Annotated in this window: 11 protein-coding genes; 5 read left to right on the plus strand and 6 right to left on the minus strand. The window is 60.2% G+C overall.

Features of this window, described 5'->3' with window-relative positions; all coding sequences use genetic code 11:
- Positions 1–3 precede the first annotated feature (3 nt).
- From M5C56_RS18110 to M5C56_RS18130, 5 genes are all read left to right on the plus strand, one after another.
- Entirely contained in the window at positions 4–1,767 is a 1,764-nt protein-coding gene (locus M5C56_RS18110; RefSeq protein ID WP_103496056.1) for an FAD-dependent monooxygenase, read from the plus strand.
- Between the two features lie 117 nt (positions 1,768–1,884).
- Positions 1,885–2,970 carry an acyl carrier protein gene (locus M5C56_RS18115; protein ID WP_103496057.1) on the plus strand — a complete coding sequence of 362 codons (1,086 nt, stop codon included), beginning with the start codon at positions 1,885–1,887 and terminating at the stop codon, positions 2,968–2,970.
- Between the two features lie 82 nt (positions 2,971–3,052).
- Entirely contained in the window at positions 3,053–6,481 is a 3,429-nt protein-coding gene (locus tag M5C56_RS18120; RefSeq protein WP_103496058.1) for a beta-ketoacyl synthase N-terminal-like domain-containing protein, read from the plus strand.
- Positions 6,482–6,529: 48 nt separating this feature from the next.
- A complete protein-coding gene (locus tag M5C56_RS18125) occupies positions 6,530–7,006 on the plus strand; it encodes an SRPBCC family protein (RefSeq protein ID WP_103496062.1) in 477 nt (158 codons plus the stop codon).
- Between the two features lie 84 nt (positions 7,007–7,090).
- On the plus strand, positions 7,091–7,789 hold the full coding sequence (locus tag M5C56_RS18130; RefSeq protein ID WP_103496059.1) for an outer membrane beta-barrel protein: 699 nt from the start codon (positions 7,091–7,093) through the stop codon (positions 7,787–7,789).
- 48 nt (positions 7,790–7,837) lie between these two features.
- Here M5C56_RS18130 and M5C56_RS18135 read toward each other — a convergent pair whose 3' ends face one another.
- The 6 genes from M5C56_RS18135 to M5C56_RS18160 form a co-directional block, all read right to left on the minus strand.
- Positions 7,838–10,246: an MMPL family transporter gene (locus M5C56_RS18135; RefSeq protein WP_103496060.1), complete on the minus strand. Its 2,409-nt coding sequence runs from the start codon at positions 10,244–10,246 to the stop codon at positions 7,838–7,840.
- Between the two features lie 52 nt (positions 10,247–10,298).
- Positions 10,299–11,402, minus strand: coding sequence for a YCF48-related protein (locus M5C56_RS18140; RefSeq protein WP_103496061.1), 1,104 nt, complete (start codon positions 11,400–11,402; stop codon positions 10,299–10,301).
- A gap of 69 nt (positions 11,403–11,471) precedes the next feature.
- Positions 11,472–12,833, minus strand: coding sequence for a DUF1329 domain-containing protein (locus M5C56_RS18145; protein ID WP_247263222.1), 1,362 nt, complete (start codon positions 12,831–12,833; stop codon positions 11,472–11,474).
- A 15-nt stretch (positions 12,834–12,848) separates the two neighbouring features.
- Positions 12,849–14,498: a DUF1302 domain-containing protein gene (locus tag M5C56_RS18150; protein ID WP_247263221.1), complete on the minus strand. Its 1,650-nt coding sequence runs from the start codon at positions 14,496–14,498 to the stop codon at positions 12,849–12,851.
- A 101-nt stretch (positions 14,499–14,599) separates the two neighbouring features.
- The gene (locus M5C56_RS18155; protein ID WP_103496938.1) at positions 14,600–15,367 is read right to left on the minus strand and encodes a coniferyl-alcohol dehydrogenase; all 768 of its coding nucleotides are present in this window, start codon (positions 15,365–15,367) and stop codon (positions 14,600–14,602) included.
- 63 nt (positions 15,368–15,430) lie between these two features.
- Positions 15,431–16,906 carry a benzaldehyde dehydrogenase gene (locus M5C56_RS18160; RefSeq protein ID WP_103496980.1) on the minus strand — a complete coding sequence of 492 codons (1,476 nt, stop codon included), beginning with the start codon at positions 16,904–16,906 and terminating at the stop codon, positions 15,431–15,433.
- Positions 16,907–16,942: the final 36 nt, after the last annotated feature.

The following is a 16,942-nucleotide window of genomic DNA, read 5'->3' on the forward strand; positions in this document are numbered from 1 at the left end:
CAGATGAACACGCTGAGCACTTTGGCCCCCAAGCACTCCAGGCAACCCGATAACACCCCGACCGTCATGATCGTAGGCGCAGGCCCTATCGGTCTGTCCCTGGCTATCATGCTGAAAAAATGGGGTGTCTCTTTTCGCATTATTGAAAAGAATGCCGGCCCTTCGACCGCAACCAAGGCAATGGCCATTCATTCCAGAACCCTGGAAATCTTTCGGGACCTGGGTGTTGCCGATCAAGTCATCGGTGACGGGTTCACGATCAACCAGTTTTCGGTGCAATCGAACAGCAAACGGGTGCTGAACTACAACTTCTCCTACCTGGATGCGACCTATCCCCTGCTCCTCAGCCTGCCACAACCGCAGACAGAGAAGATCCTGCTTGAACGACTGAACGCGTTGGGGGTAGAGGTCGAGTGGAATACCGAACTGGTCGATATAGAAAACCAGCCAGGATCCGTGCGGATGACACTTCATCATGCACAGGGCAGCGATGAAGCCTTTACCTGTCGCTGGGTGGTCGCGTGCGACGGTGCCCGCAGCAACATCAGAAAACGCCTTGACATGACCTTCGAAGGATCGTCCTACGATCGATTCTTCATGCTCGCCGATGCCGATATCGAGTGGTCTGGAAGCAAGGACGAAGGCGCTTTTTTCCTCGGCGCACAGGACGGTTATGTGGCGGTCGCGCCGATCAGCGCACCATCGCGTTATCGACTGTTCATCGAGATGCCCTACAACCTGCCGCCAGAAGGTGAGCGCCCCTCCCTGAGCCTGGAGAGCTTCCAGCGGTTGTGCGAAGGACGCGGGCAAAAAATGACGCTGTCCAATATTTCATCGACCACCATCGCCTCTTTTCAACACCGCCGCGTGCAGTCGCTGCAGCAAGGCTCAGTGTTCCTGGTGGGCGACTCGGCGCATATCGGCAGCCCGATCGGTGGGCAATGGATGAACCTGGGGGTTTCCGAGGCCTATAACCTGGCGTGGAAGATGGCCTATGTCGATCAGGGCCTGGCGGATCCGACATTGCTGGAGAGCTACAACGAAGAGCGCTACCCGGTAGCCCTGGAAGTCGAGAACACGGCACACCGACTGACCGGACTGATTACCGTCAAGCATCGCGCCCTGGTTTGGCTGCGCGACAATGTCCTGCCACTGCTGAGCAACCGGCGCAAGGTTCAGCGCAAGCTGCCCTCGATGATTTCCGGTCATCAGTACCACTATGGCAAAAGTGATTACATTCAAGAAGCGCTGACGAAAAAGCAGCGCAAGAACTGGGACAAAAAAGGGAAAAAACCCGAATTCCAGACATCCGTGCCTCGTGCAGGTCAACTGGCTCCCGATGTTGAGTTATGGCAACTGCAAGGCCGGTCGCCAAAACACTTGATCGACTTGTTCCACGGGACCTTCACGCTGTTGATTTTCAGCGCGGCCGATCAGTTTTCTCCCCTGTTACCGGGCTATTACTCGCTGGCCGAATCGGTGGAAAAAGACTACCCGGGCATCAAGGCTTATTGCGTTATCGATGCCCTCAATAGCGCTGAGCTGCCTGCCTGGCACTCGACGTTGCTGGACCCCGATTGGCGGCTGCACAAGCGTTACCATGCCAAGGCGGGCACGTTGATGCTGATCCGTCCTGATGGCTACATCGCTTTCCAGGGGGTCGATGCAATAACGCTCTTCACGTATCTGAGCGCAAGATCCGGCCTGCTCAAGGGCGCAAAAAAAACAACATCGTCCATGATCGACGCAGTGGAACTCCAACTTTAAGTCTCTCTATGACTACTGTCAGTTTGGTTAATTGATTCACACCAGGCCCAGCCTTGGGTCATGTTTTTTGATTTCTTGCTTATAGAAATATATACCGACTTTGGTTAGGAGAACCTCATGCGCTTGCAACTCAACGATGTTGTGCAGGAATTTATCGTGTCCAATGGAAAAATAGCACACAGCTATTTCTCGCTCTCAGAAAAAATCATTGATTCACTGTGTGAGTCGAACATAGCAAAAGAATCAATATTGATGCGTGTGCTGGAGCAGGCCGAATCCGTCACCGCACATTACTTCAATGCTCATCAACAAGTTCTCGAGGGCGTTTATGCCCATGGGCTTGAAGCCCCTGTCAATAGAAGCCTTCCGGTGCTGGAACCCCTACAGTCGAACTCGGCCATACTGGCCTCGGCCCCCATTGCCGAACATCCCCCGACACTCAGCTACGGGCAATGGTTGCGCGCCGAAATAAGCTCGGTCACTGGTTTCAACAAGGAACACATCGACTTCGATCAGAGTTTCGAAAGCCTGGGCATCGATTCTCTCGGGCTGGTCGATATTTTCGAGTCCCTGGCCCAGCACTTCCCTGAAAAGAAAGACCTCACCTCATTCCTGTTTGATGCCCCGACCCCAACCGCCCTGCTGGCCCGGCTTGAAGCCAATCCGCAGTCCCCTACCGTGGATGTCGAAGCCTGGGTATTTGAACAACTGGCACATATCACCGGTTTTGCGGTTGAGCAGATCGACCGCAAACAGAGCTATGAAAGCCTGGGCCTGGACTCCCTGGTGCAGTTGGACTTCCTGGAGTCGATCGTCGCCTTGTGGCCGTCACTCAAGGCCAACAGTACCGAGTTGGCCAACGCCAAGTTTCCACAGGACACAATCGCCCTGATACAAGCCGCCCTCGCCAGCCCCGAGTCGACCTCGGCAATACCTTGTGAAGTGCAATCACCTGCCACAACGGACGCTCAAGGGCAGATGAACCATCTGCTTATCGACGCCCTGTCCCCCCTGATCCCGAACACGCCAGAGTCGATCGACATCGAGGCCCCCTTTACACAGTTGGGACTCAACGGTTTTGCCCGGGAAGCACTCTGCCAATCAATGGCGCAAAAGTGCTCTGCCAGCGAGTTTGCCGGTGAAGCGCTGATGTCGCGTCGTACGCCGCAGGAAGCCTTGTCGCTTCTGGCAAGACTGAGCTGAAGCACTGAGCCGCTGGAAAAAAGGCATGGAGTCCGGGTGATCGAGCAGATCAGCCCGCATTTGGGTAATCAGGAGATAGGGTATGAGTGGCGCGGTAACAACAGGGGGCGACTTTTGCTTCAGCGCAATGGCCGGCGAGTTTCCAGGGGCGCCGTCAACGGATGCCCTTTGGCACTTGCTCTCTGAAGGGCGGATAGCACCTATCGATTCGATGCCGGCACGCTGGGAGCTGAAGAAAGCGTCGATCTATTCAGACAAGCCCGGAGAAAAGGATCGCACCTATCTGGACAGTGCTTTTTGCCTGACCGATGACGTATCAATCCCTTCTCGTCACGAGGGACGTCAGGTCGCCATCGGCAAGAAAGTCCTCCAGACGCTCCTCACTCAGCTTGCCGGACAGGGCTCCACGCTGATCAAGGAGCGCACAGCCTTGGTGGTCGCGACGTCCTGGAGTGATGAGAGTTACTTCGTCACGGGCACGTCCGGAAAAGCCGATACACCAAGGAGTTCTTCGTCCCGGGGCTATACGCCGGGTGAACAAGTGGCTGAACTGGCGGCGACTTTTGCCTTGGGCGGCCCGGCGCTATCGGTCGATACCGCCTGCAGTTCGTTCCCCTATGCAATCGATATGGCTCAAGCCCTGATCAACAGTGGACAGGCGGATAACGCGATTGTCATGGCATTGAACACCGTGCTGCCACCGGCGCTGTTCCTGGGGTTCTCGCAGTTGACCGCCTTTTCCTCCCGGGCCCGGATGCAGGCGTTCGGCCAGGACGCTGACGGCATTGTGCCAGGCGAATGTGCGGTCGCCTTTCTGGTCGAGCCCGTAGCGCAGGCCCTGATTGCACAGCGCCGCCCCCTGGGCGTCTTGCGGGCATTGGGGCTTTCCGCCGACGGCGCCGAAGGCTCAGTGTTTGCGCCGGGCAAACAGGCCCAGTACACGGCTTACCAACGGGCCTATAACGGTCTTGATCCCCGCGACGTGGACTACATCGAGACCCATGGCACCGGCACACCCTTGGGTGACGCGACAGAGTTGGACTCATTGAACCGCTTCTTCGCCCCCCATCGCACAGGCGGCAAGAAAATAACCATCGGTTCGATCAAGTCCGTCATTGGTCATCCATTGGCCGCCGCCGGAGGCGCTTCGCTCGCCAAAGCCCTGATGATATTGCGCCATAAAGGTATTCCACCTCAGCCCAACTACCGACCCAGCGCAAAAGTCGGCGAAACCTGCCTGCAGTTGGCCAGCGGGCAGGTACAGCCCCTTGCTGATCGTCAGTCGGCGCTCCGGATAGGCATCTCCAGCTTTGGTTTTGGCGGCGCCAATGCGCATCTGGTGGTGGATGAATATATTCCTGACAACCGCCCTACCGCTCCCCAGGTCGCCTCCGGCGTGCTGATGCTGGACCTGGCGATTGTCGAGGCTGAAGCGGCGATCGGCAATCACGGCTCATTGCAGTCATTCAAGCAACAGCTCGATCGGCCAGCAGCCCCCTCAGTCATTTTCCCTTATGGGCGCTTCGTTGATTACATCACGACGCCTGCCCAGCCTTTACTGGGAAAATTCCTGGCGCAGGATCGCATCATCGATATCGACGGTTTCGGCATGGGCCCCAAACCACTGGCCCATGTCGATCCGTTCAAGCTGTTGATCACCGATCGCGTCAACCATTTGCTGCGACGCCTGCCGGGTGTGGCCGGCTCCCCCGGCACGGCGATGGTCATGTGCTGCAACATGGGTGGCGAACGCTTCAGTAACGCGTACAGCAGCGCCCACAACTTCTACTCCCGGGCTCAAGGCAAGCCACCGGGCGTGGAGGTAACAGACGTGGCAACCATGCTGCCGAATATGTTGTCCGGCTACCCGGCGCAGATTTTCGACTTCAAGGGTTTCCATCAGACACTGGTTGGCACCCCGGGCCTGTTCTGGCAAACCCTGCTGGCATCGCAGCAATGGTTCAAGGAAGGCATCAACACCCTCTTGCTCGGTGCAGGGCGCTTTATCAGTGGTGAAATCGAGGTCGAACGCGCCCGACACTCAGCGACCCTGCAAGGTGAAGGATTGGGGCTGCTTGCCCTGCGTCCTTATCGACCAGGCTCCAGCGACAAACCTTTGCTGGTGATTCGCGCCGCGGTCCTGGCCCATGCCGCGAAGTCGCTGGAAGAAGCTTGCCAACGGCTGGGTAAGGAACGCAGTCAATACCAGAACATTGAAGTCTGCGAGCTGCAGCCTGATGCGACTCACGCCGGCGGATCACTGCAGGAGATGACCGGTTTCCTGGCTGAAGCCAGTGGCATTGAAACCCTGTTGGCAGTGATGTTGAGTGCATCGTCTCACACGGTGATCGAGGTGCGCGAAGCCGGCAAGGCCGTGATGTGGCTATTTACGGAAAAGCTTCGGGAGTGGAGCCCGGCGGTCGAACCCAGCCCGGCCATCAAGTATCCCTTCACGTTGCGCTTTGCTCACTCGGCCGCCCACGAACTGCAGCAGGTCATCCCACCTGCCCGCCCTGTCAGCCTTGCCCGCGAACGGCAACACGATGGCGTCGATGTACTGCAACTCAGTGACATGCTGACCAGCACCCTGCTCTCCGGGTTGCGTGTCAGGGTTCGTGCCATGGAGGGCCTGTTCGCCTTGCACCGTGGTGCTGAAGCCCAGCGCCCGACGCACTGGCAACGCGCCCCGGAAAATATCGTGATCGCCAACGTCCGGCGCAGCCCGCAGTCACTGCACGCCCAACTCGTGGTGAACGAAGCACACCCTTATTTCTTCGATCACCCTCTTGATCACATCCCCGGCATTTTATTGCTTGAGGGTGTGTTGCAACTGATTGAACTGACCATGCCCCCACTGGGTGGACGAGTCGCCTATGTCAAAACCCTGAATATAAAGTTCCAGCAGTACGTACAAAAAGAGGGTGTGATCGATCTGCATCTGGAACAAGGCAAAGACCCCCACGTATTCAATGCGAAGGTCATGCAAGCCGGAAAACTGATGTGCACCTGCGTACTCGGGATGGCCTACAGCTCGGCGTTCGAGACAGCGCCCGCCGGCGAGTTCACGGCCACCCGCTGCCGCGACAAGGCCTTGCTGCACAAGGCCAGGGAAGAAAACGTCATCGTCAGTGACATCAGCGGCATCGCCCAGGGCTTGAGCGTGGACACGCTCAAGCTGGCGGACGAGCACTTCTTCCAGGAGGGCGACCCCGACCACTATTCGATGGTGTATTTCCTCGAAGTTGCCCGCCAGTGCTACATGCAGATTGCCCACAGCTATCTGCGGATTCCACTCAACACCCCGATGAACCTGCTGGCCTTGAGTTTCACCCTGGATCGGCCAATCCCCAGGAACAGTCCGTTGTCCCTGGCCCCACAAGCCGGCTTTGACGCGCAGGACCAGCCATTCAAGACCAACCGCGTCTATATCGACCTGTTCAACCGCGGCGAAAAAATCGGCCAAGCCAGTATTACCGCTCAAGTGTTGAGTCGATCAGCGCCCGCGGCCTGAGGCATTGAATTGATCTCAATCTCCACCCCCGACAACCAAGGTGTCGCCGTGAACGATGTGAATGTGCAAGTCCGAGTCAAATCGTCGCCCTCGGAAATATGGAAGATCTGGAGCAATTTTCCAGAAGCCCCGTTATGGGATACCGACGTCAGCCATTGTGAGCTCAATGGTCCGTTCCAACCTGGAACGCGAGGCAAATGCATCCTCAAAAATGGCCTGACCATGCCGCTGAAACTGGAAGCGGTGAAGAAGCATGAAAGCTATCGGAACACGGCAAGGCTGCTTTGGATCGACCTTGAGTTCGATCACCGGATGCACAGGCTTTCCCCGGATGAAACCCAGGTCGTCCATAGCGCGAAGATCTCCGGACGCCTGAGTTTTCTATACCGCGGGCTGCTACGCAAGCTGCTGACCGCGGCCATGACCAGCGCACTGGACAACCTGTGCAGGTTGGCTGAACAACGAGCGAAAGCCACCAGTCCCCCTGGGCTCGAAAAGCCTGGAACGCATTTGCACCCTGTATGAAATATCCCGGGAGAGCGCGTGTTGAACGCTTGCTCCCCAACACGCTGCGCTTACTAATCGATAACGGCACACTTCGGACCGAGCATGAACCTACTAAAAAACACTCAGTATCTTGTGATGGGCGTCATTGGCATGGGCTTTATCGCCCCAGCGTCCAGTTCCGCCGACACGCTCGGCCCCTACATCAGTGCCATGGGCGGCTTGAACTGGGTGGCTCCACAGAACCTTAGCCAGAACCACCTCGACTTTGTCGAGATGGAGTTCAACCAACCGTTACACTCCGGCTACGCCACCGGACTGGCACTGGGCTGGCGATTTCCCGTCGGGCTCCGGCCTGAAGTGGAACTCAGCTACCGCAAAAACACCCTGACCCAGTTCAATCACCGGGTCTACGAAGGCGGCGGGAGCATCAACGGCAAAGGCGAAGAGGAAGCCACCAGCCTGATGGCCAACCTCTGGTATGACGTCTTGAACCTGCCGGCCCCCTTCAGCCGGTTCACCCCCTATATTGGCGGCGGCCTGGGCTACACCACCCTTTCGGTCAGTGGCCTGGAAGCCGGTGGCGTCCAGTTCGGCAACACTCATCGCGACACCGTATCGGCCTATCAACTCGGTGCCGGGGTAGGTTACGAGCTCACCGATCAATGGTCCATGTCCCTGGACTATCGATACCTCAAGACTCGTGATGCGCACTTCGGTGACATTCAAGGCCTGCCCCAAGGCGATGTGCACACTGACTACAGCGCCCAGTCACTGATGCTTGGCCTGCATTACTGGTTCTAAGCGATGGTTGGACTGCGGCCCGTGCCTCGGGCCGCAGGTGCACTTGAGTCACTGCACCAGCAGACTCGCTTCAGGCTTTTTTGCGAAGACCTTGCGCGGCAGCAACCACCAGGCCAGTGCCGGCAGCAGGATCAAGGCGCCGAGCATATTCACCAGGAACATGAAGGCCAAAAGGATCCCCATGTCGGCCTGGAACTTGATCGGCGAGAAAGCCCAGGTCGACACCGCCACCGCCAGTGTCATACCGGTCAGCAGTACCACCTTGCCGGTGAACAGCAACGCCTGGTAATAGGCCTGGGCCAAGCTGTCACCGGCTCGCATCCGTGCCAGGATCACGCTCAGGACGTAGAGCGCATAGTCGATGCCGATGCCCACGCCGAGCGCGATCACCGGCAGTGTCGCGACCTTCACCCCCATCCCCAGGGCGACCATCAGCGCCTCGCAAAGAATCGAGGTGAGCATCAGCGGCAGCATCGCGCAGAGGGTGGCACGCCAACTGCGAAAGGTCAGCAGGCATAACAGGCTGACCGCGCCATACACCCAGAACAGCATCTCATGCATGGATTTTTTCACCACGATATTGGTCGCGGCCTCGATCCCGGCGCTGCCGGCGGCGAGCATGAACTTGACCTCCGGCACCGGATGCCCGGCGATAAATTGCTCGCTGGCCTCCACCACCCGGCTCAGGGTATCGGCCTTGTGATCGGCCAGGTAAACGTACAGCGACAGCATCGAACAGCCCTGATTGAACAGCTCCCGCGGTGCCCGGGTCTGTACCGCGCCCAGTGCGCCGTCATTGGGGATCAGCTCATACCATTTGAAATTGCCTTCGTTGTAACCGACCGTGGCGATCTTGCTCAACGCCGCCATCGAGGTGGTCGACTCCACGCCGGGCAGTTGCTCCAACCGCCAGGCCAGCGCATCTACGGCGGACAGGCTGGCATAGCGGGTGCACTGATCTTCCGGCGTCTTGATCATGACCACGAAAATATCCGAGCTGGCCGCATAGTTGCCGGTCATGAACTGCGCATCACGGTTGTAGCGCGAGTCGACGCGCAACTCCGGGGCTCCGGGATCGAGATCGCCAATTTTCAGGTGCAGGCTCACGGCAAAACCGAACGCCGCCAGCAACAGGCCACCGAGCATGGCACCAATGGCCCAGCGCCGTCCGGTGAACCGATCGAGAAAGCGCCACAACGGGTGCTTGATCCGGGCCTGTAGCTCGGCGGTTTCCGAGCTCAGGCTGCGTTGCGCCGCCGCCGGGCTGACACCGAAATAGCTGAGCAGGATCGGCAGCAGGATCAGGTTGGTGAAGATCAGCACGGCCACGCCGAGGCTGGCGGTGATCGCCAGGTCCTGGATCACCCGGATATTGATCAGCAGCAACACCGCGAACCCCACCGCATCACAGAGCAACGCGGTCATACCGGCGGCGAACAGTCGGCGGAAGGTATAACGCGCGGCCACCACCCGGTGGGTGCCGCGCCCGACATCCTGCATGATGCCGTTCATCTTCTGCGCGCCATGGCTCATGCCGATGGCAAACACCAGAAACGGCACCAGCGCCGAGTAAGGGTCCAGCTCATAACCGAGGATCGCGAGCAGACCCAGTTGCCAGAGCACCGCCACCAGCGAACAGGTCACCACCACCAGGGTGCTGCGCGCGCAACGGGTGTAGCCATAGAGCACCACCACGGTCACCAATACCGCCACCACGAAGAACAGCAGGACCTGGGTCAGCCCCTCGATCAGATCGCCGGCGATTTTGGTGAAACCGGTGATGTGAATCCGCAGGTCATCGGTCTGATACTTGCTACGCAGGGCTTCCAGTTGCCGGGAAAAATCGCCGTAGTCCAGGGCTTTGCCGGTCTGCGGATTGATTTCGAGCAAGGGCACGAAAATCACGCTGGACTTGAAGTTGCCGGCCACCAACTGACCGACCTCACCGGAGCGGGCGACGTTGGTTCGCACCTGCTCGATACTGGCGACAGACCCGTCGTAATCGTCAGCGATCACCGTACCGCCATCGAGTCCCTCTTCGGTCACCGCGGTCCAGCGCGTGGTCGGGGTCCATAACGACTTCATGTAGGGCCGGTCGACGCCCGGCAGCAGGTAAAGCTCGTCGTTGAGCCTGGCCAGCGTGTCAAGATAGTCCTTGGTAAAGATGCTGCCCTGCCCGACCTCCACGGCGATCCGCAACGAGTTGCCCAGGCCACTCAGTTCGCTGCGATTGTTCAGGAAATTGGCGACATAGGGGTGCCCGCTAGGAATGGTTTTCTCATAGCTGGCATTGATGCCGATGCGCGTGGCTTGCCAGCCGAGCACCAGGGTCACCAGCAGGCACAGCAGGATCACCCAGGGCCGGTGGTTGAAGATCGCCCGCTCGGCGAAATTGCCCGAAGCCTGGTCGAAGTCCTCCAGGCGACCAATCACGGTTTGAGTTTTGTCGTCTTTCAAGTCTGACTCCTGTTGCACGGGCCATGGCCCGATAGCACTACACCGTGAAGTTTCAAGGCTTGCCGGAGGCCCGCGGATCCTGGTCGGCGGCCACGCCGCTCAAGCCGACACTGGCCAGACTGCCGTCGGCCGCCTGTTGCACGGCGGCGACCGTCGCGCCGTCGCGGCTCTGACGTTTGTCAAAACTGCGACCCTGGTCATGGCTGAGCAGGAGTTCCCCGCCCTGGCTGGCCAGCAGCAGACTGCCGTCCTGCAATTCGATGGCACTCGCCAGCGTTGACTCGACACCGGTGTCCAGGCGTCGCCAACGGGTGCCACGGTCATCCGACCACCAGGCGTTGCCGCGCAAGCCATAGGCAATCAAGGCGCCCCCACGGGTGCCGAGCAGACCGAAAAAGCTGCTTTCATAAGGTGACTTCAAAGGCTGGAAGGAATGCCCGGCGTCGCTGGAACGCAACAATAGGCCGCGCTCCCCCACCAGCAGCAGATCGTTGCCCGATGCACGAATACCGTAAAGGTTCAGGCCTTGTGGATTGTCCACATGCCGCATCCAGGGCTGCCAGCTTCGTCCGCCGTCGTCGGTGCGATAGATCTGGTTGTAGGCACCGACGATGTAGCCATGCAGCCGATCGCTGAAGTACAGGTCGAGAAACGGTTTGTCCGGTCCGTCGCCCAGTAAATGCCGCGCCTGCTCCAGATTGCCGGCACCACCCGGCTGGTCGACATCGCGCTGTGCGCTCTGCACTGCCAACGCGGCGGCAGCCTCGCCATCGAGCTGCTTGTGCCAGGTTTCGCCCCCATCCTCGCTGTGCAGTACCACCCCCAGATGCCCTACCGCCCAACCCTGCTCGGCATCGACGAATTGCACCGCCGTCAGGCTGACGCTGACCGGCACCTTGGCCTGACGCCAACTTTTCCCCGCGTCGTCCGAGAGCAGTACGATGCCGCGTTCACCGACCGCCACCAGACGTTCCCCGGCCCGGGCCAAACCGAGCAATACCGCGCGCGGGGCCTTGGCGGTGGGCAGTGCCGGCTGCTGCAGTGCCGCGAACGTCGCGGCCTGCCCGACGGTAGACGTACTCGCCAACAGGAACAACGCCAGGGCGCAGGCCCCCCATCGCCGGCCAAAACGCGCAAAGATTCTTTCAAGGTTCATATCTTTATCCTGCTTGGAAAGTCACTGGCGACCGCGACGAACCTCTCGCCCGCCACGGTCGCCCATGGTTCAACGCATGTTTTCGTTGGCCATGGCATCCGGCGTGAAGAAGGACGCCGAAGGTTTCGCGACTTTCTGGTACTGAACCGCCAGGTCATTGCTCGATGAGTTGAGGAAGTAGGCACCGGTGTCGAGGTTGTAGCTGCCCCACATGACCTGTGCGGTGAGCGCCGGCAGGTCCGGCGCCAGCAGCGTCAGCGAATACATCTGGCGCCCCAGCTTGCCCTGGGCGTCATAACCGTCGGCCATCAGGATCTGCCAGGAGTCCTCGTCGATGTAGTAGGTCCGACGCGGCACCACATGACGCTTGCCGGATTTGAGCGTGGCCTCGACCACCCAGACCCGATGCTTCTCCCAACGCACCAGGTCGGGATTGAGAAAGTTCGGTTTGACCAGTTCATCGCTCTTGGCCAGACCGGCACGGTTATTGTTGTAAGCGACGATCAGTTCTTTCTTGCCCATCAGCTTGAGGTCATAACGATCAGTTGGCCCGAACAGCATGAAGGCTTCGTCGAACAGGCCGACACCGGAGGTGACGAAGTCGGGAGTGTCATAGGCAATATTCGGCGCCCGACGCACCCGGCGCTGACCGACCAGGTATTGCCAGGCCGCACGGTTGGCCGGGTCCAGATCCCAGTGAGTCATCAGGCCTTCGCCGGCCTTGGACGACGGCAGCTCGGTGAACAGTTTGCCAAGCAGATATTTGCCGGAGAAAGTTTCCGGGCTGCCGTTTTCGATGTAATAGGGAAACTGGTAGGTATACAGCGCCCGTGTGGCCTGGACCTTCTTGCCGCCCGCGGTCATCAGCCAGGTGTCGAACGGTGAACTGATGGTGTCCCCGCCCTGCCAGGACAATCGGTAGTTCCACAGGACTTGCGCGCCGTTGTCCGGAATCGGGAACGGGATACCGCCATAGGCGCCGCTGACTTTCTCGCTCTCGACGTCCAGCGTGGCGCGGGTGGCATTCCTCGCGGTGTTGTCGTAGACCCATTGCGGGGCCGCGGCCGAGCGGTGAGTCGGGTACACGTCCAGGCGATAGTCCGGGTATTTCTTCAACAGAATCTTGGTGCCTTCGGCCAGTTCAGCGGCGTACTGCTGCATATTCGAAGCTTTGATCGTGTACAGCGGTTTCTCCCCGGCGAAGGGGTCGGGGCGTTTGTCACCCGGCTTGTAGCCCGGCGCGACCTGGGTGTAACCGCCATTCCAGGCCGGAATACTGTCATCGGCGTTGCCGGTTCGTTCGCCGCCCAGGGGCGTCAGTTCGGACTTCAAGCGTGCAGCCTGTTCGGGCGACACCGCCGCCTGCGCCAGGCTCATGCCGACAAGGGCCAGGGTCAGGACGCAGGTGTTGAAAAAAGCTTGGTTGCGCATGGCAAATCCACCTTATTAGAATGAGGTTTTCACGTAGAGCGAAATGAAGTCGCGGTCGGCCAGGGATTGTCCGTAGCTGAAGTTGCCGTCCTGGCGCAGCCCGGCTTTCGGGGCGCCGAAGAAGTTCACGTAGTTCAGGCCGACATCCCAGCGCTGCAGATAGGTCGCCTTGAGCCCGACACTCCAGTCGCCGGAGTGGGTGTTGCCGAAGCCCGACTTGTTCACCGCCGAAGAGCGCCCGTCGAGCACCACGCCCATGCCGATCGGCACGCTCAGGTCGATCCCATCGACAATCTGGAAATACGCCGGCTCCACCAGCACCCGTAGCGCCGTGGCGTCACGGGTCGTATTGGCGTCCAGGGCCGCGGCGTTCTCGGTGATGCTCAGGGTGCGGTTCCAGGCCAGTTCAGCCAGTGCCGAACCGCCGTCCCAGAAGGCCGTCGGCGACAACAGGTAGATCGCTGAGAGGTTGGCGTGGGCGGTTTTGCCTCGGGCAAACAACGAGTGGTCACCGCCGTCCGCCAACATGCCTGGGGTGACCACTTGCAGATTGCTCACCAGCGGCGCATTCCAGCGAATCGAGGTTTCACCGGCGAAGTTGAAGGGGCCCTGGGCGGTGGAGAAGCTGATGCCGGCAGTGCGAATATCTTCGGCATAGACCTGACGATAAGAGCTCAGGATCGGCAACCCGGTGGCCGCCGCAGCCGGGCCGTCGAGGTAGGCGTACAGGCCGATCGGGGTTTTGTCGTGATACTGCGCGGCGTAAAAACCCAGCTCCAGCTCGGTCCCGGCCGGTTTGAAGCGGATCTGCATACCACCCTGCCCCGAGTTTTTCGGTTTCAGATCGCCCGCGTTCACCGTGTCATTGCCGAACACTTCATGCAGCGAACCGCTGCCGTAGCCGATGGCGTCGGTATCGCTCAGGTAGCTGCCGGCGCCAGGCAGGTTGGAGCGTTCCCACTCGAACTGGTAGTAGGCCCCCACCGACAGCTGCGGGTTGATCTGCAACTGCCCGGAGATCTGGTTGACCGGACGCAGGATCTCCTTGAACTGGGTCCCCGGCACGCTGAGCAACTTGACCACATCGGTCGGGCCCTGGGCATTGGCGATGCCATTGCCGCCGTAGAACAGGCTTTCACCGTAGACCAGGCTGTGCCGCCCCAGGCGCACCACACCCTGGGAGTCTTCACCCAGGTCCCCCCGCAGGAACACGAAGGCGTCGAGGATTTCGGCGTCGCGGCCATTGAGCTTGCGGGTATCGCTGAGGAAATGCGGTTGCTCGCTGCTGTCGGTTTCCTTGTTGTAGACATCGTCGTACCAGGCCGCGCCGCTCACTCGCAGCCCGTAGTTCTTCCGGCTGAGGTCCATTTCGGAAAACAGGTCCAGGCGATTGGAGACCAGGCCGGTGCCGAAGTTTTTATCGCCCTGGCCCTGGATCGAGGGATACAGACCGTTGGCGGTCGGTGCATTGGTCAGGCGGCTGTCCTGCCCCTGCAAGCGCCAGGCCTGGCTGTACTTGATGGTGTTGTCCCAGCGCAGTTTCCAGTCGGAATCACCGAGGTCCAATTGCATGGCCTGCGCCCTTTCAACCATCGCGCCTGTGCTGCATAACGCCAGAAACAGGGCGCAATGCTTAAAACGAAAGCCACCTATTACGTTGTCCATGGACGCTCCTCATTATTTTTATTTTCGGCATGGCTTTGCACGCATGGCGCCAGCCAACACGCTCGGGTAGCGGCTTGCGCCGCTGCTTACAGGTTTGCGTTTCAGATATAGGTGGAGGCCAATCCGCCATCGACCGCCAGGTTGACGCCGTTGATCCAGCGCGACTCGTCGGCACACAGGAAGGCGATCACCGCCGCCACCTCATCGGCATAACCGGGACGCTTCATGCGATGGGCATCGGCCTGGGTCCTGGCCTCGCCGAGCATGCTCACGAAGTCGCCGAGGATGGGGGTGAACACCGGGCCCGGCGCCACGCTGTTCATGCGCACCGAATGTTCAAGAAACCAGGGCTGGGCCTGCAGGTAGTTCCAGACGATCAAGGCTTCCTTGAAATACTGGTAGCAGCTCTGGTCCGGTACCGGGTGCCCGGCCAGCCAGGCTTGCGCGGCGGCAAAACCCTCGATGCGCGCCAGCTCCTTGTGCAGTTCCAGGCGCAGCGGCCACTCGGCGCCAAGGATCGAGGCGATATTGACGATGCTGCCCCCTGCCGTGATGCGCGGCAGCAGCATGCGGCTCAGGTGGCGCAGGCCGAGGTAGTTGACCCGCGCCAGCAGTTGCGGGTCGGCGGTACCCGGGACTCCGGCGATATTGCACAGGCTATCTATTCGCGCGGGTAGCTGCGGCAACAGCCGGTCGATGCTCTCGGCGCTACCCAGATCGCCCTGGACAAAGCCGTCCAGGGTCATGTGCGGAGCCTTCAGATCCACGCCGATCACCTGGGCGCCATGGCTGCGCAGCAGGCTTGCGGTGGCGGCGCCGATACCCGAGGAGACCCCGGTCACCAGCACAATCTTGTTGTCGAGCTTCATGTTGTGTCCTCTTATTGTTTTTGTGTATTCAGCTGGTCGACCGCTCGCGTCGACCTGTCTTGCTCAGAACGGGTAGCGCGGCGCGGTGTCCTTGACCGTCACCCATTGCCATTGGGTGTATTCGTCCCAATCGGCCGGACCACCAACGCTGCCGGCATTTCCCGAACTGCCACGCCCGCCGAATGGATTGATGCACTCATCAGCCACCGTCTGGTCGTTGATATGCAGCAGGCCGCAATTGAGTCGCTCGCCCATCGCCATCGCACGCCCGAGCGAAGGCGAGATGATTCCCGCGGACAAGCCGTACTCGGTGCGATTGGCCAATTCGATGGCCTCCTCGTCGTTGGCGAAACTCACCACCGTGGCCACCGGTCCGAAGATCTCCTCGTCGAACGCACGCATGCCCGGACGCACGCCGGTAAGTACCGTGGGTTGGTAGAAGAGCTGGTCAAACTCGCCGCCCGCCTCCAGCCTTGCCCCCGCCCTCAAACTGTCCGTGACGATTTCATGCACGCGTTGCAACTGGCGCTTGTTGATCAAAGGCCCCAGCACCGCCTCGCCACGAGCAGCATTGCCGACCGTGATCGTCCGGGCTTTCTCGGCCAATCGACGGACCAGTTCTTCAGCGATCGATTCATGAGCCAGGATGCGTCCGGTGGCCATGCAGATTTGCCCCTGATGCAACCAGGCGCCCCAGGCGGCATTGCTGGCCGCCAGGTCGAGATCGGCGTCTTCGAGCACGATCAGCGAGTTCTTGCCGCCCAACTCCAGGGCGACTTTCTTCAGATGACGCCCCGCCACCTCCGCGACCTTGCGGCCCGCGGCGGTGGAACCGGTGAACGCAATCATCCGCACATGCGGGTCGCGGCACAGCGCCTCACCGGCAACGGCTGTGCCCGGCAACACCTGCAACAGGCCTTTGGGCAGACCGGCCGCCTCGAACAGCCGGGCAATGATGAAGCCACCACTGACCGGAGTCTGCGGATCAGGCTTGAGCACCACGGCGTTGCCGGCCGCCAACGCTGGCGCCACCGAGCGCAGTGAGAGCACCAGGGGGAAGTTGAACGGGGAAATCACCCCGACCACACCGTGGGGCAAGCGGCGGGCATAAGACAAGCGCCCCGCCTCGCTGGGAAGCACCAGGCCATGGGGTTGAGACAGCAGACCCGCCGCCTGATGCAGCAAGACGATCGCCTCCCTGACCTCATGTTCGCCCTTGAACAGACTGCCGCCGCTTTCCCGGGCGATGTACAGCGCCAACTCGGCAAAATGTTGCTGGGCCAGTGCGGCGGCCTTACGAAAGATCTCCGCACGTTCCCGTGGCCCCAATGCCGCCCAGGCCGGCTGCACGCGGGCAGCGCTGAGGCTGGCAAAGGCGATGTCCGCCGCATCCGCCAGCCCGGTCACCGTCAGCACCTCACCGGTGGCCGGCTCATATACGCTATTGCTGCCGCCCAACGGGCGTATCCAGTCGCCGGTGAAAATACGCTCACACCACAACTCGTCCTGCAGGAAATCAGAGGGTTCACTTACCGCCATTTCGGCCTCCCGGCTCTTGTGTTTGTCATCGCCCGA

Source organism: Pseudomonas sp. MWU13-2862, from assembly GCF_023242495.1.
In the GTDB taxonomy this organism is placed as follows: Bacteria; Pseudomonadota; Gammaproteobacteria; order Pseudomonadales; family Pseudomonadaceae; genus Aquipseudomonas; species Aquipseudomonas gingeri_D.

Excerpts from the sequence above, each read along its gene's own strand:
- M5C56_RS18110 (WP_103496056.1), top strand. The coding sequence starts at position 4 with ATGAACACGCTGAGCACTTTGGCCCCCAAGCACTCCAGGCAACCCGAT.
- M5C56_RS18115 (WP_103496057.1), top strand. The coding sequence starts at position 1,885 with ATGCGCTTGCAACTCAACGATGTTGTGCAGGAATTTATCGTGTCCAAT.
- M5C56_RS18120 (WP_103496058.1), top strand. The coding sequence starts at position 3,053 with ATGAGTGGCGCGGTAACAACAGGGGGCGACTTTTGCTTCAGCGCAATG.
- M5C56_RS18130 (WP_103496059.1), top strand. The coding sequence starts at position 7,091 with ATGAACCTACTAAAAAACACTCAGTATCTTGTGATGGGCGTCATTGGC.
- M5C56_RS18140 (WP_103496061.1), bottom strand. The coding sequence starts at position 11,402 with ATGAACCTTGAAAGAATCTTTGCGCGTTTTGGCCGGCGATGGGGGGCC.
- M5C56_RS18145 (WP_247263222.1), bottom strand. The coding sequence starts at position 12,833 with ATGCGCAACCAAGCTTTTTTCAACACCTGCGTCCTGACCCTGGCCCTT.
- M5C56_RS18150 (WP_247263221.1), bottom strand. The coding sequence starts at position 14,498 with ATGGACAACGTAATAGGTGGCTTTCGTTTTAAGCATTGCGCCCTGTTT.
- M5C56_RS18155 (WP_103496938.1), bottom strand. The coding sequence starts at position 15,367 with ATGAAGCTCGACAACAAGATTGTGCTGGTGACCGGGGTCTCCTCGGGT.
- M5C56_RS18160 (WP_103496980.1), bottom strand. The coding sequence starts at position 16,906 with ATGGCGGTAAGTGAACCCTCTGATTTCCTGCAGGACGAGTTGTGGTGT.